The following is a 25,109-nucleotide window of genomic DNA, read 5'->3' as shown; positions in this document are numbered from 1 at the left end:
ACCTTCTCAAGCTTGATACTTCAGTGAAGGCTGGTATCAAGAACAAACGTAAAACCTGTGGCTGGGATGAAGACTATATGATGAAAGTGCTTGGGCTGATTGATTCTTGATCATGTTTTTGCCCTGGGGAAATGGGTTTCTCTGGATCAGGTATCTCCTAACGATCCCCGCTTTTTCAAACCAGAAGACAGGGATTCCCTGACATTAAACCCGGACCTGAAGTTGATGGGGCTGTTTTATGAAAGTGATGAGGCCTTTCAATCCGCTCTGCTGGGTTTTGGCACCGCCACTGCTGGGGCAACCGCAGCGCTGGCACTGGCGGGTGGTGCCTATCAGGGGTTCCTGAATGAAAAGAAGATTCGAAATCAGGATAAGCTTATGCCAGGCCATCTCAAGGCCATGGAACTCACGGCTATTCTGCAAAAACGAAAAAACAGCAAGAAGCATGCAGGTAAACCACTGGGGGAGAAAATAACCCTTGAAGAGGTGAAAAATCTCTACAAGCAAAACCAATTGAAGGCCATGACCAAAGACACCGTCATGGCAGGAGCCAGCGCTACCGTAAGCCTGTCAGGATCGGCCCTGGCTCTGGGAATACTATTCCCGCCATTGATGCCTGCATTTGGTGGCGTGTCTGCCGGTGTGGCCGGCACCGGTACGGTTGCTACTCTTCTGGCAACCGTTGGTAACCGCAAACGTCTGGGCAAGGCGATTGATGAAGCTTTTCAGAACCCGGGGGTACTCAAGGCGCTGCAAGAACGGGTCGATGCCATGAACAATGAAATTGAACAGTGCGCCAAAAGCAGTGGCGATGTCGATGAACTATTGTCCAGTATGGTTTCTGACCGTGAGAAAGGTGAACGTTTGCTGAAGGCCAGTACGGTGATGCTCAGTACCAGCCTTGTTGCGCGGGCCAGTGGTATGAGTAAGTACGGAATGCCAGCCTTGGGAACAGCCGCAATGGGAGTTGGCGCTTCCATTACCGGGGTGCTTGTCACCCTTTCTGCAGTCATGAATTTCCGGGATCGTCGCAGCAAGTTACAAAATCTTTCCCAGACCACATCGGAAGTGTTACGTCCGGACTATGGCAGAAAACAGAAAAGAAAACTGGGTTTGTTTGGCGATACTGCCTTTCAGCGATTCCTAAAAAAGAACCGGGCGGAGGTCATCAAGGACCTTGGCCTGGAGCCGGGCTGTACCAACAAAGAGATTTCATTTGCATTCTCACTGCCAGGCAATGAAGTGAAACTGGAGCGATATTTACGTGGCTTCGCTAAAAAAGAGTGGCTGAAAGACCTGACAGCATTTGCCAATGAACAAAAGCCCAGGCAAAACTTTGCAGAGATTCGAAAAGACCCTCAGGCGTTAAAAGCATTACTGAAACAGTACGCCATCAAGCGGGTTGGGGATTTTGCCCACAATGACACGTTTGCGGAAGGGCGATCGGGAACTCTCAAGCTGGCACTGATCGGGGCGTTCAGTGGTATTTTCTTTCTCCCCATGCTCGGCGTAGCTGCCGGAGCCATGGGAGTAGGTCTAGGAGTATCAAAAGGCGTAGCAGTTCATGAACGGAATGTCTTTACCAAAAAGCTGACAGCCCTCATGGATAATGAGCCGGGAGAGGATGAAGAAAAAATAGCGGCCCATAATAGTCTGAACGGCATGATCGATAGCTGGACAAGTATGCTTGCTGATGACTGACAACCACAGATTGCCGCCAAATTTTACATTCACCCTATTGCAAGGTGCATAAGATAGACGACCGTAAAATAGAGTCTCGCGGACTTAATCCGGTAAAAACGGTCATCCATCGTTTTTTAACTTTATCTGCCTGCATGATCAGGAACCCAGTGCCTTGAACGAATGTAGTGAATCGCTATTATCCCCAGCTTTTCTACACCCAGGGAAACCAATGTGCCCACAATGGCATAACCCACTAACCAGGCCTCATATGGGAAAGCATCCTCCACTTGCTCTGGAATTTCACACTTATTGCAGGGACACCAGTAATTTGGAAAAACACCATCTTCACTTCCAGCAATTTCATATACAGTTCCCTGGAAGTTCCTTACTCCAACAACATAATGCTGAAGGTCCGAATAGCCCATTGTAATACGGACAGTGCAGCCATCCCAAGATGGATCTCCTGAACACGGGCAACCGTCGTATTTTGGTACAATCTCATCTGCATAAACAGCTTTATGAAAAGCCCCCGTAAAATGAATTTTATAATCCAACGCCTCCGTTCCATTACGCTCCAATAACACCTTAACAGCTTCATGATGCTCTAAAGCTTTATGAATAAACTCATCTTTTGACAACCATATATAAACAGTTGAACGAGTGTATTTATTATGAATTCGCCATTTTTGATCCTTTTCTGCTATTTCTTTATTTTTTTCCTCTGATATTCTTCTAACGATGGCCTTATGGGTAATACTACTGGTCAGAAGCGAGCCAATAAATCCAATACATACGATAGGGTGCCTTAAACAAAATCGAGCATTGGAAAAGGCATTCGCCATAACACCGCCCCCTGCAGCATCATTATCTTCAGCTTGCCCCCCACCACCGTCATCACTCCCCCCTGAGCTGTGGCCTTGACTACTCTGACCTGAAGAGGGGCTACCACCACTCTGTACTCCTGGGCTGTCCCCTTCAAAGGAAGGGTTATCAACTTCGTATTGTCTTTTAAGTGTCGGCTTTGGACTTGTCGACCCAGAAGGCAATACATAAGGCTGAACGCTCATTGAAAGACTGGAGCTTCCTCCTCCCGTAAAAGACACCTGAGAAATCAGAGACTCCCCCGCAACAGGACTCTCTGTTAATGAAGCCGGTGCTTCAACCAACTCCGTTCTTTCCTCTACCATCAGTTCTTCTGGCAGCTTTCGGCTATCAAGCACAACCCGGACATCACTCTCTGCTCTTTTCTCCGATGCCTGTGTACTTTCTATTAAGGCTTGATACTTTAAATTTGAAATAGTTCTGATCACCGACGGTACTAAATTTCCACTTGGATAATCAACCGCATAATCACTTTGATTGAGGGCCTCAACCAGCCGACAGTCACACAAGAGTGCACCTCTTACCCTTTCACAAACACAACTGTTTGAATAAGCATCACCCACCAACAACAACATACAAAGCACAACGCATCTCTTGATTTTCATAATCACTCCAGCGACACAGCTTTCATGCAAAAATCAAAACGAGCAATTTATTAAACCAAAAATCGCCAGCACAAGAACAGCTTAATTATTAGAAAGATATAAAATAAATCTTCAACAAAATAAAGAAAACAAAAAAACAGAAAAATCAATCCCCCATCAGACAATCTCTAATTTCACTCTTATGCACTCTAGTGATTAACGCATAAAATAGAAAATAATATTTTCGCGACTTCAGGCTTATTTATATAATAGAAATCAAGCTGCTGGCTCACTCAGGAGCCAGCATGAAAAAAAGACGGTTATACAACCTCAAACAGGAAGTGATTCTTCTTGCCCAGTTTAATCAGGAAGAAACGATCATACATCGCTTTATCAACCGCAAAACACTCTGGCAGATTCATGTTATCCGCAGCACCACGAGCCTCCCCGTTAAACAGGACAGCATTGCGTCCAAGGGCATCCTTCACTTGCTTGCCGGACTTCACCATTCCCGCCTCAGAGAACAGCTGGGTCATGGCCTGACCTTCCAGCTCGGAACGGGCAACAGTGGCGCTGGGCAGGCCATCCAGTTTGAGCTGTTCCAGATCCTGCTCAGACAGGGTTGTAATATCACCAGAGAACAGGGCCTCTGTTATACGCTCTGCAGCCTGAAGACCTTCTTCACCATGCACCAGGCGGGTGGCTTCCCTGGCGAGAATCTGCTGGGCCTGGGGCTTGCCATCACGCTCCGCATCCGCCTTTTCAATCGCTTCAATGTCCTCGATGGGCAGGAAAGTGAAGAAGCGGAGGAAACGGTAGACATCCGCGTCTGCAGTGTTCATCCAGAACTGGTAGAAGGCGTACTGGGAAGTCTTTTTCGGGTCAAGCCATACCGCCCCACCCTCGGTCTTGCCAAACTTGGTGCCGTCAGCCTTGGTGATCAGCGGCACAGTGAGCCCAAATGCCTTAGCCTGGTTCTGCCGTCGTGCCAGATCAATACCGCCGACAATATTACCCCACTGGTCACTGCCGCCCACCTGCAGAGTACAGTCGTAACGACGGTTCAATTCAGCAAAGTCCATCCCCTGAAGCAGGGCATAGGAAAACTCGGTAAAGGAAATACCGGAACCTTCACGGTTAATACGCTGCTGAACCGATTCCTTGTTGATCATGGCATTCACTGAGAAGTGCTTGCCGATATCCCGCAGGAAGTCCAGAACATTCAGCTCCCCGGTCCAGTCAAGATTATTGGCCACCACAGCAGAGTTATCGCCACAGTCAAAATCGATGAACTGGCTGACCTGACCCTTGATTTTATCGACCCAGCCCGCCACCACATCCGGGGTGTTCAGCTGGCGTTCCGCGGCCTTGAAGCTGGGATCACCAATCAATCCCGTAGCGCCACCCACCAGGGCAATGGGCTTGTGACCGGCCTGCTGAAAACGCTTGAGGACCAGCAAAGGCACCAGATGTCCAAGGTGCAAACTGTCAGCGGTCGGGTCAAAACCGCAATAGAGTACCCGAGGCTGTTCGCTCAAATGAGCGTCCAGTTCCTCGACGGCAGTGGTCTGCGCGATGAGCTGGCGGGCCTGCAGATCTTCCAGCAACGGATTTTGACTTTCAGACATTGAGTTTTTCCTGAGATTTTTCTTCGGGTTTTACCCGGTAGTACAAACAAGCGGTCCAAAATACAACAAAACCCCGGCAGAACAAATGCCTGGTGATCAAGAAACTGCTTTTTTTGCCATAAATCAGTCAAACAGCAGCCCTGTACCTTAACACCCGTAAAGTAACGCTTACTTTTAAAGTACAGTCATTGAAAAGTGGCAGCGATGACCTAACCCCTGAAACACAGACAAAAACAACGCCTCACGGCCCTTTTTCAGGAAATCCCCGGCCTCAGGATTAAGTAAAAAGGATTGACAATTACAGCAATCGCCTATAGCTATAGGCCCGCTGTTAAGATAGATTTTGTAGTTATAATTGAAAGATAACTACATTTTTAATCGTCGGTTTACATCCGTTTTCAACACATTTTCGTACACAAGACTGAATGAATAAAGCCATCCCAAGAGGCGCAACCCGAACAGCCCGGCGCCTGAAACAGTTTCCCAGGCGACATCTGCTGCTGGCCAGCACCGTCGCTGTCAGCGTTATGGGAATGATGGCGATGCTGCCTTCCGGTGATGTCGAAGCCCGGCGCACCGAAATTCCCATGACCATCAATGCCTTCCACCCTGATTCGGAAGCCATCAGCCCCGCCCCCTCAAACTCCCCCTTTGCCGCCAATATTCAGGACAGTGAGCTGTCCGTGAGGAAAGTCGAACAGGACGCTGAAGCCAAGCGGCTGGCCAGGGCGGCTCTGGATCTGGAAAAGCAGCTGGGTCAGTGGCATAACGTCACCATACAATCCGGCGACAACCTTTCGGTTCTTTTCAGCCGCCAGGGGCTGGGAGCCAATATTGTGTATCAGGTGGCCAATACTCCGAAGTACGGAAAAATGCTGGCTGATATCCGCCCCGGTGAAGAGCTGGAGTTCAGGATCAACGACGAAGGAGAACTGACCCAGTTACGCTATGTTCAGTCCAGACTGGAGAATATTTTCTTCAGCCAGGACGGCAATAAGGACAACGATGGCTATAAAGCAGAAGCCATCACCCTGGCGCCTGAGATACGACCGGCTTACACTCAGGCCACGATCGAGAATTCTCTGTTCCTGGCCAGCCAGAAAGCGGGGCTCTCCCAGAATCTGACCATGGAACTGGCCGCCATTTTCGGCTGGGACATTGACTTTGTTCAGGATATCCGCAGTGGCGACACGTTCAGTGTGCTTTATGAGGAGAAATACCTGGATGGTGACAAGCTGGGAGACGGGGATATTCTGGCAGCCAGCTTCACTAACCAGGGAAAAACTTATAAAGCGGTTCGATACACCGACAGCAGTGGCGATACCGCCTATTACACCCCGGACGGAAGAAGCATGAAGAAGGCCTTCCTGCGCACCCCGGTAGAATTTACCCGGATCAGCTCCCGGTTTGACCCCGGCCGCCTTCACCCGATCTTCAAAACCAAGCGCCCCCATCGGGCCGTGGATTATGCCGCCCCCATGAACACCCCGATCAAGGCAGCGGGCGATGGCAGGGTCAAGTTTGCCGGCTGGCAGAACGGCTACGGCAATGTGGTGTTTATTCAACATCCCAACAACATTGTGACCGTCTATGCCCATGCCAACAAAATCCGCAAAGGGCTGAAAAAAGGCCAGAGAATCCGCCAGGGCCAGGTGATTGCTTATGTAGGGAAAACCGGCTGGGCAACGGGCCCCCATCTGCATTACGAGTTCCGGGTCAATGGCGTTCACAGAAACCCGGTGACCGTTAAACTCCCGGATGCCGCCCCCATTGACAAAAGGGAGATGACCCGTTTCACAAAGCACTCGGAGCGAATCATCGCCCGGCTGGAAAACCATGGGGAGACCATGATGGCTTCCGGGAAGCTTCCTGGAAAAACCAGCAAAACCCTGGAACCGTGATCAAACGACCTATATCCGATCATACAGACCTGACATCACCCTTCTCAGGTCTGTACTTCCCCCTGTACCCATAATCCTGAAACACCGATTCGTGTTTTGGCTCACTTTTAATGCCAACCTGTGAAGTAAACAACCATGGACGCCTTACAGTTACTGATCAACCTTCACCAGCACAACCAGCGCCAGGGACCGGGCAGTACCCGGGAAACCCGAAAGGCACTGGAACTGACGGGCCTGGACACATCCCGCCCCCTGAATATTGCCGATATCGGCTGTGGGACCGGCAGCTCAGCCCTGGAGCTGGCCCAGCTGCCAGAAGCTCATGTCACTGCCGTTGACTTTTCCGCCGACTTTATCCAGACCCTCAAAGAGCATGCTGCCGAGCGGGAGCTGGACCATAAAATCACCGCGCTCACCGGCAATATGGAAAACCTGCCTTTTGAAGGTGAGACCTTTGATTTGATCTGGTCAGAAGGGGCCATCTACAACATCGGTTTTGAAAAAGGCATCCGGGACTGGAAACAGTATCTGAAACCCGGCGGAATGCTGGTGGTCTCTGAAATCACCTGGCTGACCGGCCACCGACCCGAGGAAATCGAACAGTTCTGGCAGCAGAACTACCCGGAAATTGCTACTGCTTCAACCAAACTCCAGCAGCTGGAATCCTGTGGCTACAGCCCAGTGTCCTATTTTGCCCTGCCTGAATACTGCTGGCTGGACAATTACTATAACCCGCTGGAAAAGCGCTTCCCTGAATTTCTGGCTCAGCACAACAGCAGCCCCGAAGCCCAGGCCATTGTCGAGGAAGAACGTAAAGAAGTGGCGCTTTATCAGCAGTACAAGGACTACTACAGTTACGGTGTCTATATCGCCAGGAAAGCAGACCACGCACTCCCATAACCCCCGGGAGTGCGGACGGCTTGCCAGTTAGAAAGTGATAGAATAGTCTCATTTATATTCCGATACAGTGAACACTCATCTATGAAAGTTGAACTGGTCACCTCCCTGAAACGCCAGGCAACAAAAATACTGGCAGACCTGCGCGCCACCAAAGAACCTGTGCTGATAACCGAGCATGGCAAACCTTCCGCTTACCTGGTTGATATTGAAGACTATGAGTTTTTACAGAACCGCCTGGCGATTCTGGAAGGTATCGCCCGCGGTGAACGGAGTCTGGCAGATGACTGAACAGCTTCTCATAGTGAGTGAGAAAGATGCGAGCCTAACTGATTTTCTGAAGAAATCTCCTTTTTCGGATGAACCCGATGAGGGCGTGAATTTCATCCGAAACAAGGACCTACCCAGAGATCCCGAGCTATATGAAGTACCTTCTGAAAAGCTAATGCGCTCCCAAAATATGCAAAAATCGCCCACCCAGGGCGTGTTTGACTGACCAAGTTCCGTGCACGCAAGCAGGCGGTTTATGAGCGTTCTCACCTTTGGAGAGAGATTGTCACATCCGAAAAGTAAATGGATGCACCGTTGTTACCCGCAACCTCAATGATATGAAGCAAAGCGGCGTGGAGCTGCTTAACCCGTGGAATACTGTTGCGCTCACGTAGCCTTCATGCTTTATTTGGCAAATACCAACCCTGTTGAGCCCTGCCACAATGCCAGAAATCTATATCGGTCTAATGTCCGGCACCAGCGTTGATGCCATGGATGCCGTCGCTGTATCGTTTTCGGGCTCAAAGGTCTCCATGATCGCCAGTCACTCCAGACAGCACTCCCCCCAGCTGAAAGAAGACATCCAGCGTCTTTGTCAGCCCGGCCCTGATGAAATCGAGCTGACCGGCAGGGTGGTTCCAGGTATTGCCCTGCTGTCAGCCGCCACGGTCAAGGAACTGCTGAAAAAAGCCAGCCTGTCCCCCGCTCAGGTGACCGCCATTGGCAGCCATGGTCAGACTGTACGACACAGGCCCGAAATTGGCTTTACCCTGCAACTGGACGACCCCAGCCTGCTGGCAGAGCTGACCGGCATTCCAGTGGTGGCGGACTTCCGTCGACGGGACATGGCCGCCGGAGGCCAGGGTGCCCCACTGGTACCGGCTTTCCACCACGGAGTGTTCACCAGCCCCACGGAACACCGGGTGGTGGTGAACATTGGAGGCATCAGCAATATCTCCATTTTACCCCCGGAGAACAGCCAGAGCCCGGTTGCAGGATTCGATACCGGTCCCGGCAACCTGCTGATGGATGCCTGGTGCCAACAGCATCTGCACCAACCCTACGACAAAGACGGCCGGTGGGCCGCGTCAGAACCCCACGATGACGCTCTGCTCAAAAGCCTGTTAAGCGATCCCTACTTTCATCGACTTCCCCCTAAAAGCACCGGCCGGGAGTTGTTCAACCCAGGCTGGTTGAAGCAGCGGTTAAAAGGGTTTGAAAAACTGTCAACCGGCCGGGTGCAGGCGACACTCTGCCGCCTGACGGCCCAGTGCATTGCCGATGGTATTCAACAATATGCCCCAGAAACCCGTGAAGTTTTTGCCTGCGGAGGAGGCGCCAACAACCTTACGTTAATGGATATGCTGGCAACAGCTCTGCCTGGTGTGAAGATAACATCCACCTCGGAGCTGGGTGTGGACCCCCAATGGGTAGAAGCGATCGCTTTCGCCTGGCTGGCCAGACAGCATATCAACCACCTGCCAGGCAACCAGCCTGCGGTGACCGGTGCATCCGGATTCCGTGTTCTGGGAGGACTTTATCCAGCATGAATATGAACAAAATCGGCATCATCGGTACAGGCTTTGTGGGCATGGCTGCGGCCTACTCTCTGTTTCAGCAGAAGCTCGCCAACCAGCTGGTTCTGGTGGATAAAAACAGTGCCCGGGCCCAGGGGGAAGCTCTGGACCTGATGCACGGTCAGCCGCTTGTGGGTCGATGCGATGTCCAGGCGGGTGATTACAGTGATCTGGAAGATGCCGGGGTAGTGGTGATCTGTGCAGGCGTCAGCCAGTCCAGCCCTGACGAAAGTCGCCTGGAACTTCTACAGCGCAACATTAAGGTGTTTGAATCCATTGCTGAGCAGCTGGATCAGCACGCTCCCGGAGCCATGCTGCTGATTGCCAGCAACCCGGTGGACATCCTGACCCAGGCCATGCAGCAATTGAGCAGCCGCCCAAGTAACATGATTGTTGGCACCGGCACCCTGCTGGATACCTCACGCTTCAGAACACTCCTGGCCAATCATTACGGCGTCTCGCCCCGATCCGTTCACGCCTATATTCTCGGAGAACATGGCGATTCGGAAATTCCGGTCTGGAGTTCGGCCTCCGTTGCTGGCCTGGCCATCAGGGGCAACACCATCAATGGCCGGGAATATGACCCCGATGCCATGGCTCGGATTGCCTCTCAGGTTCAGCATTCCGCCTATGAGATCATCGCCAATAAAGGGTATACCAACTGGGCCATAGGCCTGGTGATTGCGTACATTATCCGACAGGTGCGAGATAATCAGCGCAGCGTTATGCCGGTTACGGTGCGGCTGGACGGAGAATATAACCTCAGGGGTGTCTGCCTGAGCCTTCCTGCAGTGATTGGCAGCCAGGGGGTTGAAAGCCTGGTCTGCCCAGACCTGGATCAGGAAGAACTCAGAGGCCTCAAAGAATCAGCAGCTACTCTGCGGGACTACATCAACCAGCTGGGCATGAAATAAACGCCCGTCAGCCTCCTCAGGGAAAGCTGACCGGAAAAGAAATGCAGTAATGACCACAATAATGACAACGGGGGTGAGACAGACTGGCTGACAACAATGAAGGCATCAAATCGAAAACGATGAGCCGCAACCACAGGTGGATTTAGCGTTGGGGTTTCTGACCAGAAAACGGGAACCTTCCAGCCCCTCTTCATAGTCCACTTCCGCCCCCACCAGATATTGATAACTCAATGAGTCCACCACAATACAGGCCCCCCCCTTATTCACCAGGGTGTCATCATCCGCAATGTTGCTGTCAAAGGTAAAGCCGTACTGAAAGCCGGAACAGCCCCCTCCGGTCACATAAACCCGGAGCTTCAGACGGTCATCCCCCTCTTCTGCAACAAGATCACACACCCTGCGAGCAGCACTGTCGGTGACACTGATCGGTTCCGGTGTAATGGTTTCTACTACGCTCATTTATCCTCTCCGCGTCACTGCGTTTTACGGGCGTGAAATCAATTGTGCTAAAAAAACCATCGGGTTGTGGCCCTTGATAACCCAACAGCCTGGAGGGCAAAACCACCCTCCAGCTCTGACGCCATCGTGCCTTTCACTGGCAGCAGTGACCCGCACTCTTCGCACGTTTTTCAATGGCGTTATTATCAGAGTAACCTACTGTTTCAGTCAACTACTCACCGCGTCGATGACTTCCCCGGCAGCCTCACTCTCCTGACCTTTTTCAAGCAGGGGACGGGCATCGGCAAAACCGTTGGGGTGATGTTCCAGGCTGCCATTCACCTGGGAACCTCGGGTCATCTCAATCACGTTGTAATAAACATTCCCGGTAATGACCGCCCTGGAAGCCAGCTCAAGATGCTCTTCAGCCACCACATTGCCACGGACATGACCGTCAATCACTACTCGCTGTGCCCGGATATCCCCCTCAACACTGCCACTGTGGGCAATGGTCAGCAACCCCTGATCGGCAGAAATATCCCCCTTGACCCGTCCCTCTATATGAACAGCCCCGGTAAAACTGATGTTGCCTGAAATGCTGGTGTCTGATGAAATCAGTGTTGTGCTGTCATGCTTCCCGCCAGCATCAACCCTCGCTTTGTTCTTGCCGAACATCCGCCGCCAACTCCTTATCCCATTGATAGATTTTTTCGAAACTCTGAACAGCACCGCTTCTGATGCGAACGGCTACCTTGATTGCTTCCGGCTCAAAGCCCTCCGGCAGTTCAAAATCAAGGAAATCACGATCTCCAGGCAGTGCCTGAAAATACCGGAACCCCAGTGTGGTGGACATCTGTTCCAGCCCAGCCAGCTGCTGAAGCGACAATGACTTCTCGCCCCCTTCCTGTTTGCCAATCAAAGAGACCGTCAGGACCCCTTTAAGGAAGGGGTTGCTGCGGGCAACCTGAGACACCACCAGGCGAAAGCGGAATTTCCCTGCACCCTCCCCCTTCAACAAATCAAGGCCGGCGACCCGGACTCCAGTGGAAAGATCCTCCGGCGCCAGGATACTCTTGAAAAAAGCCAGCTCCTTGTTCAACTGCTCTTTATCATTCTCAAGCTTTTTAACCGTTAACCGGACCCGGTTGATGGCTTCGTGGTCGATCTTGCCAGCGCTTTCAAGTATGGCAACCCGCTGCTGAAGCTCCTTATTCTGGCCCCTGAGTTGACCGGCCTCTTGTACCAGCTCCTGGTTCTCAAGCTTCAGCTGTTGATTACTGCGACCGGCCTCACTCCCTCCAAACCAGTAAGCCGCCCCTATGGCCAACAGCAGGAACACCCCAAGCAAGATTCGGGTGCGCTGGTCACGGGAGGGGTCATGCCGAACCACTTTGAGATTGCCACTGTCAGGATGAAAAGCCATTCACCTTATTCCAAATCATCAGCCCAGAGGGTTGTCTGCAAAAAAAACAACTCACTAACAACTACCATAAACGGTGCCTGCGGGACTATACACAAGCCCAAAAAACATAACAAACCATCTGCAGGCCACCCTTCATCAAAACTCATCAAAAGGCTATTTGGCGCTATGGAACCTTGGCGGTATCATGCCCATCTGAACGCCCCGATATAAAAGAGACTCTGTAACGACCATGCTCGACCAATGGACAAGCCGCCTGGTTCGCCCTCCCCTGACCCTGGCTGCACGAGCCCTGAAACACACCGGCATAAAACCGGATCAGGTGACCCTTACCGGCTTCGTTATCGGTATTGCCGCCATCCCGCTTCTGGCTTTTGAGCACTATGCACTGGCACTGCTGGCCATCCTTTGCAACCGGATACTGGACGGCCTGGATGGCGCTCTTGCAAGGCTGGGAAAACCTACCGATGCGGGAGGGTTTCTGGATATCACCCTGGACTTTATTTTTTACGCCGGAGTGGTCTTTGGCTTTGCCCTGGCGTCACCGGAGCAGAACGCCCTGGCCGCGAGCCTGTTGATATTTTCCTTTATGGGCACCGGAGCCAGCTTTCTCGCCTATGCCGTCATGGCTGAAAAACACCAGCTGGCAGACCCGCGCTTTTCCCATAAATCTCTCTATTACCTGGGAGGACTGGCAGAAGGCACTGAGACCATTGGGCTGTTTGTGCTGTTCTGCCTTTTCCCGGCGTATTTCCCTCAGCTGGCGCTGACGTTTGCCATTATCTGCATACTGACAGCCGCCCTCAGAGTATGGGGAGGCTATCAGAGCATCTTTCTGGCCGAACAGAAGACGGAACAACAGGCTTGAGACAGGCTGCTAGGAGCCCTGCTGAACCCTGAGTTTGTGTTTGTGCCATTGCCCTACCAGGAAGTAGGCAATAATGGCCTGGATGATCCCTGAGGCCAGGAAGACAAGAATACTGTCTCCCCATTGGTGTCCGGGGTTGGCTTTGGTAGCCAGTGTTTCAGCCAGGAGGCCCACAAAAATCCCGGTCAGGGGCACAATATAGTTTTTACTGCGACCCAGGGACACGGCCACAACGGCCACCAGCAGAAAAAAAGGGTCCAGAAGAAGCACAATGCTTTGAGTCATAACAGAGCCCCTGAGATTAAGGAACCTCCATTCTATAGGAGCATGACAAGAGTCCAATATTAACAGTTTCCACACCGGCTCTCCGTCGATCTACCTGCCGGACAGGTACCCCCCACTATATAAACGCCATGCACTACTCCTCCAAATCATCAGAATGGATACCACACCGGTCAATGCCCGGGCCATTCTTTTCTGGCATCATTATTCAGCAACACTCCAACCAACAATAACGACAGCAGTATTCAGGGAAAGTTATGTACATTGTTATCCGCCATGCCCAGCCCGAAGACCTCAAAGCCATTGGCGAGTTTTTCCAGTACCCGGAGCTGGCACGCCAGACTCGACAGATTCCCTGGCGCAGCGAACAATACTGGTCATCAATGTTCGATACCAGCAGACACAACCCCATTCAACTGGTTGCTCTTTCATCCGGTCAGTTGCTGGGGCATCTTGGGTTGCACCTGCAGGAAAATCCCCGCAGAAAACACTGCGCCAGTTTCGGCATTACGGTTCACCCCGACGCCCAGCACCAGGGAGTGGGAACACGGCTGATGCAGGAAATGGTGGACCTTGCCGACAACTGGCTGAACCTGATCCGGATTGAACTGGACGTGTATACCGATAATGAACCCGCCATCGCCCTGTATCAGCGTTTCGGCTTTGAGATAGAGGGCACCTCCAGGTTTGACTGTTTTCGGGATGGAGAGTATGTCAGCAGTTATCGTATGGCCAGGATTAAGCCAAATCTAAAATAATCATCTCCCCCCCTCTCTAATAATCATTAGATGGGGGACTTGCCTTAAACGTGCCATCATATGCCTTATTGCCCGGTCACTCTTAATGCCCTCTCAACACAGACTCTCTTTCAATAAACCTCATTATTCTGCTTATTATGGTTTTCAGAATAGTTCGCCCAAACCACCTCTCCCAACAATGGCTTAAACGAATCCACTACAGCACTTCCAATGGCACCAGCGATAGATTCCACAACTTGTTCAAGCACCCCGTTATAAAACGCCACTCCTATTTCTGTCATTACAGCTTTCATCAACTGCCGCTGTTCCGAGATGGGTTTAGAAGCAAAAACCTCTTTCACAGAATCACCACTGTTTTTAAGCAGGTCATCCCTTTTTTTCTTGAGTTCAACTTCTGGCCAGCGTTCAACCTCTTGACTGACCACTTCATACAACGCCCTTTCGTTCTCATCCATACTCTTAAGCTTCGAAGCAAATTCCTCAGCATAATCACTCAATGTTTGAGTGATCTCCTCTTCCGAAGCACCCTTAACATCTACCCCCTGATCACCCCCAAAAACTGCGCCTGCAAAAAAGAGAATAAGCCAGGAAAGAAAAACGTCTTTTCTACAAAAGGTCATAAAGTGATTCCTCTTATTCAACCGACAAAAACAAAAAATAGCCAATAACACTGTTTTTTCAAATGAGCTTTGTCGGTTATTTACTTATTGAACACACTCAAAAAAATGCCCCTTAAGCACCAGAAAAAAGACAAATCAATCCTCTGTCGGTACAATGGCCTCCCTTTTCACCAGACAAGCGCAAACCATGGCAATCAACTGGTATCCGGGCCATATGCACAAGGCCAAAAAAGAGATCCGTGAAGCAATCCCGAAAATGGATCTGATTATTGAGGTGCTGGATGCCCGCATCCCCTTCAGCAGTGAAAACCCTATGGTGCCGTCACTGCGAAAAGACACCCCCTGCATCAAGATCCTGAATAAGAGCGACCTGGCCGACCCTGAGGTAACCCGGCAATGGCTGGATCACCTGAACAAAACATCCGGCGTGAAAGCCATTGCCGTTAACCAGCAGCAGCCGGATAAAATTCGGAATATTCTGGAGGTAGCCCCTGCCATGGTGCCCCACCGGAACCTTGAGATCAGCCCCCTCAAGGCAATGATCCTTGGTATTCCCAATGTGGGAAAGTCCACCACCATCAATACCCTGGCCAACCGCACCATCGCCAGAACCGGGAATGAGCCTGCCGTTACCAAGCAACAACAACGCATCAAGCTGCCCAACCACATCGTCCTGCTGGACACCCCTGGATTCCTCTGGCCAAAACTGGAACCGGAAGATTGTGGCTACCGCCTGGCGGCCACCGGAGCCATCAAAAGTACGGTGATTGAATTTGAGGATGTCGCCATGTATCTGGCCGAATTTCTGATGGAGTACTACCCGGAAGCCCTGAGCAAACGCTACCAGCTCCCCCACCTGCCAGAAACCGGAATTGAGCTGTTTGACAGCATCGGCCAACGACGTGGCTGCATGCGCCGGGGCGGTATTGCCGATACCCACAAGGTGGCGGAGATATTGATCAACGAACTCCGTGACGGGCAGCTTGGACGAATCTCCCTGGAAACCCCGGAGTTAATTGAGGCCCAGAAAGCAGCCAGCCAGTAACCCCCACTGTCGAGACAGGGCTGCCAACGGTTTGGTATCCCTGCTCTCCCCCTCTATACTGCTTGGATCCTTCTGATCACAGGAATCCAGGAACATCACCCCAATGAATAAGTCTCTGCCGTTAATAACAGCTCTTTTATTAACCGGGTTGGCATTGATTCTGCCTCTGGCCCTGCCCCAGCAAAGCCTGGCCGCTCCGACAGGTGCAGCAGCTCCCACAACTGACAGCGCCCAATCCAAAAAGAAAGAGGCTGTTGCTGAGGCCCCTTATAAGGAAGGCACTCACTACCAGGTGCTTGACCAGTTTCCAGCCTCTTCCGAGCCTACGGTCACCGAGCTGTTCTCCATTTACTGCGGAGGCTGTTATCGATGGGAAAAAGGTGCCCTTGGCACCCTGAAAGAAAACCTGGCCAAACGCAAGATTGAGTTCAAACAGGCCCATATGTTTTTTATGGGAAAGTACGGCAAGCAAGCCACCACGGCGCTCGCCATGACCCAGGGCACAGAACTGTATGAACCGGTCAAGAAGGCCCTGTTCAATAAAATTCATGTGGAGCGAACCGGGGACTGGAAAAATGACGATGATTTTTTCAGCACCCTCAGCAAAGCAGGCTTGACCCGAAAAGCGTTTGAGCAACAACAGAATGGCCCGGTAGCTCTGAAAAGCGTTCTGGACTGGAACCGGTATTCGGGCAATATTGATGCGGTACCCAGCTTTGTGGTCAATAACCGCTACTTGGTGAAGACGGGGAGCATAAAATCCTTCGATGAAATGGATCAGCTGATCGCCTGGCTGACAAAATTGCCAACAACAGCCAGCCCCACCAAGCCGAAGGCCAGTGACGGTGCTCCAAAAAGCAGTGCTGAAAACGCAGGCCCTCAAAAGAAAGGGGGTTAACTGGAATGCATCGGAGATCCTGAAGGAACCCTAAGGACCTTATGGGCCCTATGGGCCTTAAGGCACCCTACGCCAAGCACAGTAAATCAACATAAAGTTTCCTCAAAGAGGCTATATCCTCCACTGCAGGTTGGGTATATTGACGCTATAGAAATGCGCCTTCTTAACAAACAGCTGAATGGAGACTCTGACTGTTGACTCGTGAACGCTCATCGGGACTCTGGCAATCCCTTATGGACACCCCGCTGCAGACCCTGCATCGATGGCAGGCTTCCCGCCTGACCTGGCTGCTAATGCTAGCCACCGCAATGTTTCTGGAACTCTGTGCTCTTGGCTTCCAGTACATTCTTCACATGGATCCCTGTGAACTCTGCGTCTACCAGCGTCTCGCGGTACTGATGCTCGCCGTTGCACCATTGATCATTTTTGCCTCTCCAGGCAATCCGGTGTTGAGAGTTGTGGGATACGGTCTGTGGATAGCAGCTGCAGTTTACGGCCTGGACAGCGCCATTACCCAGACCGCCGATTACGCCGGATTTGATCCGTTTAATTCCAGCTGCAGCTTCCGGCCGGTCTTTCCCTTTGACCTGCCCCTTTACGAATGGATGCCTTCACTGTTTATGCCCACCGGCATCTGTGGAGCCGACGACTGGACTTTCCTCAGCCTGAATATGGCCCAATGGATGGTCATTGTATTCAGTATCTACCTGCTGGCAGCTGCCGCCTGTATTATCAGTTCGGTTTACTGCCTGCTGTTTCGCAGAAAACACACCTCATAAACCTGAAAGCTTCTCAAACGACAGCCCTCCAGGGCTGTCACCCACAAAGTAAAACTTTACTTAATAAAACCTCCTCCTCCCCCAACCCCTGCCTTACCCCGCATACACAAAGACAAACTCAGGTAAAAAATTACACAAACAGCTGCTCAAAATCACAACCAACCCCAAATAAAGCAATCAAAACTCACAACATGATCCAGATCAATCACTTCAAAGGTTTAACTCTTTACCATATTTAGTAAATTTTACTTAATTATCCTCCACTATAAGGGGACGGTACATGTCGGGCAACAGGAAAGTCATTGGTTTCGGAGCCATGGTCATGATGGTTATGACCGCTGTTTTCGGGTTCCGTAATGTCATCAATCAGTACGCGATGATTGGCCCATCGAGTATGACGCTATGGTTCCTTGGCACTCTGATCTACTTTCTGCCCCTGGTTCTCATGATGTCAGAATACGCCAGCGCCAATAACGGGAAGGAAGGAGGGGTATACAGCTGGGTTGAGTCCACAATGGGTCCGAAGTTCGCGTTCTTTGCGTCCTGGACTTACTTCTTTGCCAATATTTTCTATTTCGCAACAGCCACTTCCAACATCCTGGTTTACGGCAGCTGGGGGCTGTTTGGCCGGAATATCTTTGGTGATAATGCTGGAATGACTTTATCCGCCGCATGTATTGCCCTGTTCTGGGTCAACACCTGGGTATGCACCAAAGGAGTGAAGTGGCTCTCCAGGCTGACCTCAATAGCCGGCTCTGCGGCCTTAATGATGGGTTTTATCTTTATTGCTTTCGCCCTGATTTCGGTCCTGGTACTCGGCCATGAACCCGCCCAGGAAATCACGATTGAAAGCATCATGCCGCAAATCAACGACTGGGGCATGTTAATGACCGTTTCATGGTTACTGTTCGCTCTGGGCGGTGCAGAAAGTATCGGGGTTTATGTCAATGACACCAAAGGAGGCAACAAAACCTTTGTTAAAGGGGTGATCGTTGCCGCTCTGGTCACTGGCGGCCTGTATATCCTGGGAGCCTACGCCACCTCACTGGTTCTGAAGCAGGATGAAGTCGATCTCACCAACGGCATCTTCAGCGTCTTTATCCAACTCGGCTCCCAGGTGGGTATTGGCTCATGGATCGCCAACCTGGTTGGTGTCATCCTGATGATTACCGCTATTGGTGGCCTTGCTCTGTGGACAGCAGCGCCAGCAAAAATCATGTTCTCAGAACTGCCGAAGGGTCTGATGCCTGATGCTCTGGTAAAAACGGATGAACAGGGTACCCCTGTTAACGCCCTTTGGGCTCAGGCTGTGGTAGTAACGGTTCTGATGCTGATTCCCGGCATGGGTATCGACTCTATTGAAACCTTTATGCAGACCGTCATCAACATGACCGCCCTGAACTCTCTGGTTCCCATTATTTTCCTGATCATCGGTTACATGGCGTTACGGATAAAACACAACGACATGCCAAGGGCATTCAAGATGTCTCGAAGCAACTCCGTTGCCCTTGGCATCTCCGGACTGCTCCTGCTGATCTTTATTTCGGCTTCTGTTGTCACCTCCATTCCAGCCCCTGAAGTCTGGGAAGCCTATTTCAATGGCCAGGATCTTGGCTCCAATGCCAACCCATGGCTGACCCTTGGCATCAACTTCGGCGGACTGTTTTTCTACCTGGGCCTGGCCTGGGTGATGTATGCCCGGTTCGAGCGGAAACAGTGCCTGCAGGGGGAAGCAGCCCCCGCATTCTGAGCGCTTTTTTACCGTCGCTATTGATATCCACTTTTAAACAACCTGGCCGTTTTCCCCGGCCAGGTTTACCCGACAACCTTATTTTCATTGAAGCCAATTAACCATGCCTGCTGTCGTATCCGGTTTGCCCAAATCCCTTGAACTGTACGAAGAAATCAACCACGTTCCTGCCGTGATGGAAGACCATCGAATCAACGGCATCAACAAAGAAGCCCCCAGGCCCCATGCCTTTCCTTTCACCCATGAGGCACTGGCCATTAACAACCAGCCGGAAAAAGCCGGCAACTACCTCTCCCTGAACGGTCTCTGGCAATTTCATTGCGCCAGAAACCCGGAAACCCGCCCAAAAAGCTTTTACCGGGAAGACTATGATGTCTCAGGCTGGGACAGCATTCAGGTGCCGGGCAACTGGGAAGCCCAGGGCTTTGACCGGGCGATCTACCTGGATGAACGTTTTCCCTTCACCACCAAGTGGCCCACCGTTCCAAGAGACTACAACCCGGTAGGCTCTTATCGACGTACATTTACCCTGGATTCCCGCTGGCAGGGTCGGGAGATCTTCCTGCAACTGGCTGGCGCGAGAACAGCCACGTTTATCTGGATCAATGGTCAACGGGTAGGCTACAGCCAGAATGCCAAGAATCCGGCGGAGTTCAATATCACTCCCTACGTTCGCGAAGGTGAAAACGCCATTGCCCTGGAAATTTTCCGCTGGTCCAACGCCAGCTATCTGGAAAAACAGGATATGCTGGATATGTCCGGACTGGAGCGGGAAGTCTTTATCTACTCCACTGGCAAGAGCCGTATTTACGACTTTCACTGCCGGCCAGAGCTGGATAGCACCTTCAGCCAGGGCTACCTGAGCCTGAAGGTAGACCTTAAACATTACAGCCAGAGCCCCGATGAACTGACCCTGAAAGCACAGCTTCTGGACGATGCCAACGGGTTTACCCCTATAGTCTGTGAGTCTCACCGATTTACCCGGGAACCGGAAGATCAACAACTGTCTTTCAGTGCCGAAGTGCCCACTCCCCGCCTCTGGAACGCCGAAACGCCAAACCTTTACACCCTGCTGCTCACCCTGACCAACGACCAGGGCGTGATCATAGAAACCACCAGCCACAAAATTGGTTTCCGGCATATTGAAATCATTGACGGTCAACTGACCGTGAATGGCAAGGCCATCAAAATCAAAGGCGTTAACCGCCATGAGCTGCACCCAAAACTGGGCCATGTGGCTACCGAAGAGACCATGCTCACCGATATCCGCCTGATGAAAGAACACAACATCAACGCGGTGCGTACCAGCCACTTTCCTTGCCATTCCCGGTGGTATCAACTGTGTGATCAATACGGTCTCTACGTAGTGGACGAGGCCAATATTGAATCCCACCCCCTGGCACTGAAGCCAGAAACCCAGATCGGCGACACCGACTCCTGGATCCCGGCTCATCTGGATCGCATGCAGGCCATGGTAGAACGGGACAAAAACCACGCCTGTGTCATTATCTGGTCCATGGGCAATGAAGCCGGCAAAGGCTGTGTTTTTGAAACCCTTTACGACTGGGTCAAAGAAAAGGACGGCAGCCGTCCAGTTCAATACGAACCCGCTGGAGAAGCCCCCTACACTGACATTGTCTGTCCCATGTATCCAACCCTGGAACGCCTGTCAGAGTTTTCCCAGAAAAACGACGGAAGGCCAATGATTATGATCGAGTATGCCCACGCCATGGGCAACTCGGTGGGCATACTGAACGACTACTGGAAGATCATTGATAACAGCCACTGCCTGCAGGGCGGGTTTATCTGGGAGTGGATGGATCACGCCCTGGAAATGACCAATGAGAAAGGTCAGAAATTCTGGGGTTATGGCAAGGACTATCACCCGGATATGCCCACGGATGGCAACTTTATGAACGATGGCCTGGTGGCGCCGGATCGCACCCCCCACCCCCATATGGCGGAGGTTCGAAAAGTCTATCAACCGGTGCGCTTCCATGAAACGGACGCTGCTGCGGGTTGTTTTGAGGTGGAAAACCGTTACGACTTCATCGGTCTTGACCACCTTGATATCCGTTATCAGATCAGTGCCGATGGCGTGGAAGTGGCTAGCGGTAACCTGGGCTGCCTGTCCGTTGAACCCGGAGAGCGCTGCCCCATCAACATCCACTTTACCCCCGAGTTGGAAGCCCGGAAAAAAGAGGCCAACAAGGAATATCTGATCACCCTGAGCGCAGTGAGTAGAAACGAAATTCCATTACTGGGCTGTGGTTTTGAGACCGCCTGGGAACAGTTTAATCTCACCCCACGCCCTGACAGTCGGCGACCAGACAACACATTACTCCTCCCGCTGAAGCCACTTACGGTTAACAGGGATGACAACACCCTGAAAGTGTCTGGCAGTCACTTTATGGTGACGTTCAATCATCACAGTGGCGAGATGAGTCAGTTTGTTGTTGAAGACCGCCCATTCATTCGAACAGGCCTGGAACCCAACTTCTGGCGGGGGCTGACCGATAACGACCTGGGCGCAAAAGCCTTTGAGTGGGCGGATATCTGGAGAGTGGCCGGAAAAGAGCGCCGCCTGTCTTCCATAGAGTGCCATGAAGTCAGTAATCACAAAGTCATCATCACCACCCATTTTCAGCTGCCCACCGTCAGCAGCCAGTACACCTTGTCTTATACGGTGTTTGCCGATGGCGAGATGCGGGTCGAGGCCGAATTCACGCCCGGGGACAAAGCACTCCCAATGATGATGCGATTCGGCCTTCAGTTAACGCTGCCACCGGAGTTCCAGTTTATCCAGTGGTTTGGCCGGGGCCCGGTAGAAACCTATTCCGACCGGAAGGGGGCAAAAGCGGGGATTTATGGTGGCACTACCTGGAAGCAATTCCACGCCTACCCGAGACCTCAGGAAAGCGGCAATAAAACCGATGTGCGCTGGGTCCGCCTGGTGGATCGTAATGGCATTGGCCTGGAGGCCATTGCTGAAGAAACATTGCTGAATACCAGTGCCTGGCCGTTTGCGGCTGAAGAGCTGGATTTTGTCGCCGACGATGGCAGCATGGGTGCCTCTGGCTTGACACCCATGACCTGCAAGCACGGCGTGGATGTTCAACCCGGCAATCTGACCACCTGGAATATCGATCTGGCACAGATGGGCACAGGTGGCCAGAACTCCTGGGGATCACTGCCACCAAAAGACTATCAGTTACCTGCCAGACCTTACCGTTATGGCTTCCGGTTAAGGCCAGTGGGATTTGAGAGACATTAAAGCCTTCTATAAACAGCGGATCCCACCATTCACTGGATTGAAAAGTGAAATCCGCCCTATCAGTAAAAAGCAGTGTGTTTCCTCATCATTCATAGCACTGGGTGCAAAGAGTGAGAGCAACACACTGCTTTCCATTCACCATGGGTATTGATACCCGTCAAACCTGAGCCGTACGCCCTCCTTCAACCGGAGCTGACGCTGTTCCAGACTGCCGGGGAATTCGGATATCCTCCACCAGGTTCTGAATCTCCTGGGGTGGGGCTGCGGTCAAGTGACAGACCACCAAAGAGACCGCCAGGTTAATCAACATGCCAAGGGTACCAATCCCTTCCGGAGACACCCCAAACCACCAGCCTTCCGGAGTTCCCCCCAGGAATTTGAAGTAGATGATATAGGAAGCGGTAAACACCAGCCCCACCACCATGCCGGAAACAGCGCCCTCACGATTCATGCGCTTGTAGAAAATACCCAACAGAATGGCTGGGAAGAAGGAAGAGGCCGCCAGGCCAAAGGCAAAAGCCACCACCGACGCCACAAAGCCCGGTGGATAGATCCCAGCCAGCCCAGCCACGCCAATGGCCGCTGCCGCGGCAATACGCGCTGCCAGAAGCTCCTGTTTATCGGTAATGCCCGGCATCAGGTTACGCTTGAGCAAGTCGTGGGAGATCGACGTGGAAATCACCAGCAGCAGACCCGCTGCAGTAGACAACGCTGCCGCCAGGCCACCCGCTGCCACCAGTGCGATCACCCAGCCGGGCAGGTCGGCAATCTCCGGATTGGCCAGTACCATAATATCCCGGTCCACATACAGCTCATTATCGTTCGCGGTGGTATTATTAGACACCAGTCGCTCACCACTGGCTCCCCGCTCATTGGTGAACTTGGGCTTGCCTTCTACCGGCGAACCCGGATGGTACTGAATCTTGCCGTCGTCATTCTTATCCACCCAGGCCATGAGACCGGAGTTTTCCCAGTTGGAGAACCACTCCGGGAGCTGTTCATATTCAGCACCGGATACTGTTTGCAGCAGATTAATGCGGGCAAAGCTGGCCACTGCCGGCGCCGTGGTATAGAGCACCGCAATAAACAACAATGCATAACCCGCAGATTTACGGGCATCACGGACCGTTGGGGTGGTAAAGAACCGGACAATAACATGGGGCAGGCCTGCGGTTCCCACCATCAACGCCATGGTGATAAAGAACACATCAATGGTGGACTTGGAACCATCGGTATACTGGGCAAAACCCAACTCCTGGGATAAGCCATTGAGCTTTTCCAGCACCGATAGCTGGGAACCCTCCACCGTACTGCCAAAGCCCAGCTGAGGAATCGGGTTGCCGGTAATCATCATGGAGATAAAAATGGCGGGCACAAGATAGGCAAAAATCATCACACAGTACTGGGCCACCTGGGTATAGGTGATGCCCTTCATACCTCCAAGCACCGCATAAATAAAGACAATCCCCATCCCGATGATCACCCCGGTGTTGATATCCACCTCAAGGTAACGGGAGAAGACAATGCCCACCCCACGCATCTGACCCGCCACATAGGTGAAGGAAATAAAGATAACGCAGATCACCGCCACGACCCGGGCGGTCTGGGAATAATAGCGTTCAGCCACAAAGTCCGGCACGGTAAATTTGCCAAATTTGCGCAGATAGGGTGCCAGACACATGGCCAACAATACATAGCCACCGGTCCAGCCCATCAGGTACATGGCACCGTCACGTCCCATAAAGGAAATGATACCCGCCATGGAAATAAACGACGCGGCCGACATCCAGTCTGCCGCCGTTGCCATGCCATTAGCCACCGGGTGAACGCCTCCACCAGCCACATAATAGTCTTTGGTGGAACCGGCCCGGGACCAGATCGCAATACCGATATAGAGAGCAAAAGACAGGCCCACGAACAGGAAAATCAGAGTCTGGGTTTCCATATCACTGACCCTCCTCATGAACGTTATATTTTCGATCCAGCTTGTTCATCCACCCGATGTACACAAAGATCAGGATCAGGAAGGTATAAATGGAACCCTGCTGGGCAAACCAGAAACCAAGGGGGAAACCACCAAACTGGATCTTGTCCAGCTGATCAACGAAAAGAATACCGCAACCGAAAGAGACCACGAACCACACTGTCAGCAATGACAGTAGAATACGAACGTTTTCTTTCCAGTAAGCGGCAGCCGCCGCATTACTATCTGACATGAGCTTACTCTCCTGAGCATGTTGTTATTGTTATGACGGAACGCTTCAGACAGTAGCAGATGTAAAGAAAAGAACCTCTTAGACTTTAGGCTAATGCTTCGCTGGGTCGGGGTTATCAGGCAGTAACGCCGAAGCTTTACCTTTATTCGCTATGGCAGCGGCCAGATCACTCTCAATGACAGCAAGGCAACTACGGTAATAGTTCTTGCAAGCACGGCTATGGGCAGCGGCAATCTGGTGTTTAATTGCTTTATGAAGCTTGTAAATGGATTGGCTGTCTACATCGGTTCCCCTTAAATGCATTAGTTCAGATCTGATCTGACAATTCCCTCTTCAAAAAAGGGAAGGGTTACCGATTTAGATAGAGGGTGAAATCACTGAAATCTAAATCGTAAAAAGGTAACCCTTATGATTCATACTAATCA

23 protein-coding genes are annotated in these 25,109 nt (G+C 51.7%); 14 read left to right on the top strand and 9 right to left on the bottom strand.

Annotation, left to right across the window (positions count from 1 at the left end; genetic code table 11):
- Positions 1 to 99: 99 nt before the first annotated feature.
- On the top strand, positions 100 to 1,701 hold the full coding sequence (locus ACNRUY_RS20450) for a hypothetical protein (protein ID WP_488113515.1): 1,602 nt from the start codon (positions 100 to 102) through the stop codon (positions 1,699 to 1,701).
- 122 nt (positions 1,702 to 1,823) lie between these two features.
- Here the strand turns inward: ACNRUY_RS20450 and ACNRUY_RS20445 are convergent, their stop codons facing one another.
- Positions 1,824 to 3,170, bottom strand: a complete 1,347-nt coding sequence (locus tag ACNRUY_RS20445; RefSeq protein ID WP_488113514.1) for a hypothetical protein — start codon at positions 3,168 to 3,170, stop codon at positions 1,824 to 1,826.
- 299 nt (positions 3,171 to 3,469) lie between these two features.
- Entirely contained in the window at positions 3,470 to 4,777 is a 1,308-nt protein-coding gene (tyrS, locus tag ACNRUY_RS20440) for a tyrosine--tRNA ligase (RefSeq protein WP_488113513.1), read from the bottom strand.
- A gap of 425 nt (positions 4,778 to 5,202) precedes the next feature.
- Between tyrS and ACNRUY_RS20435 the strand changes: the two genes are divergently transcribed.
- From ACNRUY_RS20435 to ACNRUY_RS20410, 6 genes are all read left to right on the top strand, one after another.
- Complete coding sequence (locus ACNRUY_RS20435) at positions 5,203 to 6,678, top strand: OapA family protein (protein ID WP_488113512.1); 1,476 nt, start codon at positions 5,203 to 5,205, stop codon at positions 6,676 to 6,678.
- A gap of 135 nt (positions 6,679 to 6,813) precedes the next feature.
- Entirely contained in the window at positions 6,814 to 7,578 is a 765-nt protein-coding gene (locus tag ACNRUY_RS20430) for a class I SAM-dependent methyltransferase (protein WP_488113511.1), read from the top strand.
- A gap of 81 nt (positions 7,579 to 7,659) precedes the next feature.
- Positions 7,660 to 7,866: a type II toxin-antitoxin system Phd/YefM family antitoxin gene (locus ACNRUY_RS20425; protein ID WP_488113510.1), complete on the top strand. Its 207-nt coding sequence runs from the start codon at positions 7,660 to 7,662 to the stop codon at positions 7,864 to 7,866.
- Entirely contained in the window at positions 7,859 to 8,071 is a 213-nt protein-coding gene (locus ACNRUY_RS20420) for a hypothetical protein (RefSeq protein ID WP_488113509.1), read from the top strand. Before ACNRUY_RS20425 ends, ACNRUY_RS20420 begins: the two co-directional genes overlap by 8 nt.
- 217 nt (positions 8,072 to 8,288) lie before the next feature.
- Positions 8,289 to 9,395 (top strand): anhydro-N-acetylmuramic acid kinase, encoded by a 1,107-nt coding sequence (locus ACNRUY_RS20415; RefSeq protein WP_488113508.1) that lies wholly within the window; start codon positions 8,289 to 8,291, stop codon positions 9,393 to 9,395.
- Entirely contained in the window at positions 9,392 to 10,336 is a 945-nt protein-coding gene (locus ACNRUY_RS20410) for an L-lactate dehydrogenase (protein WP_488113507.1), read from the top strand. Before ACNRUY_RS20415 ends, ACNRUY_RS20410 begins: the two co-directional genes overlap by 4 nt.
- 105 nt (positions 10,337 to 10,441) lie before the next feature.
- Here the strand turns inward: ACNRUY_RS20410 and erpA are convergent, their stop codons facing one another.
- From erpA to ACNRUY_RS20395, 3 genes are all read right to left on the bottom strand, one after another.
- Positions 10,442 to 10,795 (bottom strand): iron-sulfur cluster insertion protein ErpA, encoded by a 354-nt coding sequence (erpA, locus tag ACNRUY_RS20405; RefSeq protein WP_488113506.1) that lies wholly within the window; start codon positions 10,793 to 10,795, stop codon positions 10,442 to 10,444.
- 207 nt (positions 10,796 to 11,002) lie between these two features.
- Positions 11,003 to 11,449 carry a bactofilin family protein gene (locus tag ACNRUY_RS20400; RefSeq protein WP_488113505.1) on the bottom strand — a complete coding sequence of 149 codons (447 nt, stop codon included), beginning with the start codon at positions 11,447 to 11,449 and terminating at the stop codon, positions 11,003 to 11,005.
- Positions 11,421 to 12,197, bottom strand: a complete 777-nt coding sequence (locus ACNRUY_RS20395; protein ID WP_488113504.1) for a DUF6776 family protein — start codon at positions 12,195 to 12,197, stop codon at positions 11,421 to 11,423. Before ACNRUY_RS20395 ends, ACNRUY_RS20400 begins: the two co-directional genes overlap by 29 nt.
- A 229-nt stretch (positions 12,198 to 12,426) precedes the next feature.
- Between ACNRUY_RS20395 and ACNRUY_RS20390 the strand changes: the two genes are divergently transcribed.
- The gene (locus ACNRUY_RS20390) at positions 12,427 to 13,062 is read left to right on the top strand and encodes a CDP-alcohol phosphatidyltransferase family protein (RefSeq protein ID WP_488113503.1); all 636 of its coding nucleotides are present in this window, start codon (positions 12,427 to 12,429) and stop codon (positions 13,060 to 13,062) included.
- A 9-nt stretch (positions 13,063 to 13,071) separates the two neighbouring features.
- Here the strand turns inward: ACNRUY_RS20390 and ACNRUY_RS20385 are convergent, their stop codons facing one another.
- On the bottom strand, positions 13,072 to 13,347 hold the full coding sequence (locus tag ACNRUY_RS20385) for a hypothetical protein (protein ID WP_488113502.1): 276 nt from the start codon (positions 13,345 to 13,347) through the stop codon (positions 13,072 to 13,074).
- A gap of 254 nt (positions 13,348 to 13,601) precedes the next feature.
- Between ACNRUY_RS20385 and ACNRUY_RS20380 the strand changes: the two genes are divergently transcribed.
- Positions 13,602 to 14,102, top strand: a complete 501-nt coding sequence (locus tag ACNRUY_RS20380; RefSeq protein WP_488113501.1) for a GNAT family N-acetyltransferase — start codon at positions 13,602 to 13,604, stop codon at positions 14,100 to 14,102.
- Between the two features lie 110 nt (positions 14,103 to 14,212).
- On the opposite strand, the gene ACNRUY_RS20375 is transcribed toward ACNRUY_RS20380, so the two are convergent.
- Entirely contained in the window at positions 14,213 to 14,722 is a 510-nt protein-coding gene (locus ACNRUY_RS20375) for a hypothetical protein (protein WP_488113500.1), read from the bottom strand.
- Positions 14,723 to 14,909: 187 nt separating this feature from the next.
- On the opposite strand from ACNRUY_RS20375, the gene ylqF reads away from it, so the two are divergent.
- The 5 genes from ylqF to ACNRUY_RS20350 all read left to right on the top strand — a co-directional run bounded on the left by ylqF (position 14,910) and on the right by ACNRUY_RS20350 (position 22,468).
- The gene (gene ylqF, locus ACNRUY_RS20370; RefSeq protein ID WP_488113499.1) at positions 14,910 to 15,767 is read left to right on the top strand and encodes a ribosome biogenesis GTPase YlqF; all 858 of its coding nucleotides are present in this window, start codon (positions 14,910 to 14,912) and stop codon (positions 15,765 to 15,767) included.
- 103 nt (positions 15,768 to 15,870) lie between these two features.
- The gene (locus tag ACNRUY_RS20365; RefSeq protein ID WP_488113498.1) at positions 15,871 to 16,665 is read left to right on the top strand and encodes a thioredoxin domain-containing protein; all 795 of its coding nucleotides are present in this window, start codon (positions 15,871 to 15,873) and stop codon (positions 16,663 to 16,665) included.
- Positions 16,666 to 16,859: 194 nt separating this feature from the next.
- Positions 16,860 to 17,444: a disulfide bond formation protein DsbB gene (gene dsbB, locus ACNRUY_RS20360; protein ID WP_488113497.1), complete on the top strand. Its 585-nt coding sequence runs from the start codon at positions 16,860 to 16,862 to the stop codon at positions 17,442 to 17,444.
- A gap of 280 nt (positions 17,445 to 17,724) precedes the next feature.
- Entirely contained in the window at positions 17,725 to 19,194 is a 1,470-nt protein-coding gene (locus ACNRUY_RS20355) for an amino acid permease (protein ID WP_488113496.1), read from the top strand.
- A 103-nt stretch (positions 19,195 to 19,297) separates the two neighbouring features.
- Positions 19,298 to 22,468, top strand: coding sequence for a glycoside hydrolase family 2 TIM barrel-domain containing protein (locus ACNRUY_RS20350; protein WP_488113495.1), 3,171 nt, complete (start codon positions 19,298 to 19,300; stop codon positions 22,466 to 22,468).
- A 157-nt stretch (positions 22,469 to 22,625) separates the two neighbouring features.
- On the opposite strand, the gene ACNRUY_RS20345 is transcribed toward ACNRUY_RS20350, so the two are convergent.
- Together ACNRUY_RS20345 and ACNRUY_RS20340 are read right to left on the bottom strand one after the other, a co-directional pair.
- Positions 22,626 to 24,413, bottom strand: a complete 1,788-nt coding sequence (locus ACNRUY_RS20345; protein WP_488113494.1) for a sodium:solute symporter family protein — start codon at positions 24,411 to 24,413, stop codon at positions 22,626 to 22,628.
- Position 24,414: 1 nt separating this feature from the next.
- Positions 24,415 to 24,684 carry a DUF4212 domain-containing protein gene (locus ACNRUY_RS20340; RefSeq protein ID WP_488113493.1) on the bottom strand — a complete coding sequence of 90 codons (270 nt, stop codon included), beginning with the start codon at positions 24,682 to 24,684 and terminating at the stop codon, positions 24,415 to 24,417.
- Between the last annotated feature and the right edge of the window lie 425 nt (positions 24,685 to 25,109).

The sequence above is a fragment of the Endozoicomonas sp. Z74 genome, assembly GCF_057680865.1.
This window is presented reverse-complemented; position numbering and strand designations above follow the sequence as displayed.

Coding starts and splice junctions, on each gene's coding strand:
- ACNRUY_RS20445 (WP_488113514.1), bottom strand. CDS start 3,170: ATGAAAATCAAGAGATGCGTTGTGCTTTGTATGTTGTTGTTGGTGGGT.
- tyrS (WP_488113513.1), bottom strand. CDS start 4,777: ATGTCTGAAAGTCAAAATCCGTTGCTGGAAGATCTGCAGGCCCGCCAG.
- ACNRUY_RS20435 (WP_488113512.1), top strand. CDS start 5,203: ATGAATAAAGCCATCCCAAGAGGCGCAACCCGAACAGCCCGGCGCCTG.
- ACNRUY_RS20430 (WP_488113511.1), top strand. CDS start 6,814: ATGGACGCCTTACAGTTACTGATCAACCTTCACCAGCACAACCAGCGC.
- ACNRUY_RS20425 (WP_488113510.1), top strand. CDS start 7,660: ATGAAAGTTGAACTGGTCACCTCCCTGAAACGCCAGGCAACAAAAATA.
- ACNRUY_RS20420 (WP_488113509.1), top strand. CDS start 7,859: ATGACTGAACAGCTTCTCATAGTGAGTGAGAAAGATGCGAGCCTAACT.
- ACNRUY_RS20415 (WP_488113508.1), top strand. CDS start 8,289: ATGCCAGAAATCTATATCGGTCTAATGTCCGGCACCAGCGTTGATGCC.
- ACNRUY_RS20410 (WP_488113507.1), top strand. CDS start 9,392: ATGAATATGAACAAAATCGGCATCATCGGTACAGGCTTTGTGGGCATG.
- erpA (WP_488113506.1), bottom strand. CDS start 10,795: ATGAGCGTAGTAGAAACCATTACACCGGAACCGATCAGTGTCACCGAC.
- ACNRUY_RS20400 (WP_488113505.1), bottom strand. CDS start 11,449: ATGTTCGGCAAGAACAAAGCGAGGGTTGATGCTGGCGGGAAGCATGAC.
- ACNRUY_RS20395 (WP_488113504.1), bottom strand. CDS start 12,197: ATGGCTTTTCATCCTGACAGTGGCAATCTCAAAGTGGTTCGGCATGAC.
- ACNRUY_RS20390 (WP_488113503.1), top strand. CDS start 12,427: ATGCTCGACCAATGGACAAGCCGCCTGGTTCGCCCTCCCCTGACCCTG.
- ACNRUY_RS20385 (WP_488113502.1), bottom strand. CDS start 13,347: ATGACTCAAAGCATTGTGCTTCTTCTGGACCCTTTTTTTCTGCTGGTG.
- ACNRUY_RS20380 (WP_488113501.1), top strand. CDS start 13,602: ATGTACATTGTTATCCGCCATGCCCAGCCCGAAGACCTCAAAGCCATT.
- ACNRUY_RS20375 (WP_488113500.1), bottom strand. CDS start 14,722: ATGACCTTTTGTAGAAAAGACGTTTTTCTTTCCTGGCTTATTCTCTTT.
- ylqF (WP_488113499.1), top strand. CDS start 14,910: ATGGCAATCAACTGGTATCCGGGCCATATGCACAAGGCCAAAAAAGAG.
- ACNRUY_RS20365 (WP_488113498.1), top strand. CDS start 15,871: ATGAATAAGTCTCTGCCGTTAATAACAGCTCTTTTATTAACCGGGTTG.
- ACNRUY_RS20355 (WP_488113496.1), top strand. CDS start 17,725: ATGTCGGGCAACAGGAAAGTCATTGGTTTCGGAGCCATGGTCATGATG.
- ACNRUY_RS20350 (WP_488113495.1), top strand. CDS start 19,298: ATGCCTGCTGTCGTATCCGGTTTGCCCAAATCCCTTGAACTGTACGAA.
- ACNRUY_RS20345 (WP_488113494.1), bottom strand. CDS start 24,413: ATGGAAACCCAGACTCTGATTTTCCTGTTCGTGGGCCTGTCTTTTGCT.
- ACNRUY_RS20340 (WP_488113493.1), bottom strand. CDS start 24,684: ATGTCAGATAGTAATGCGGCGGCTGCCGCTTACTGGAAAGAAAACGTT.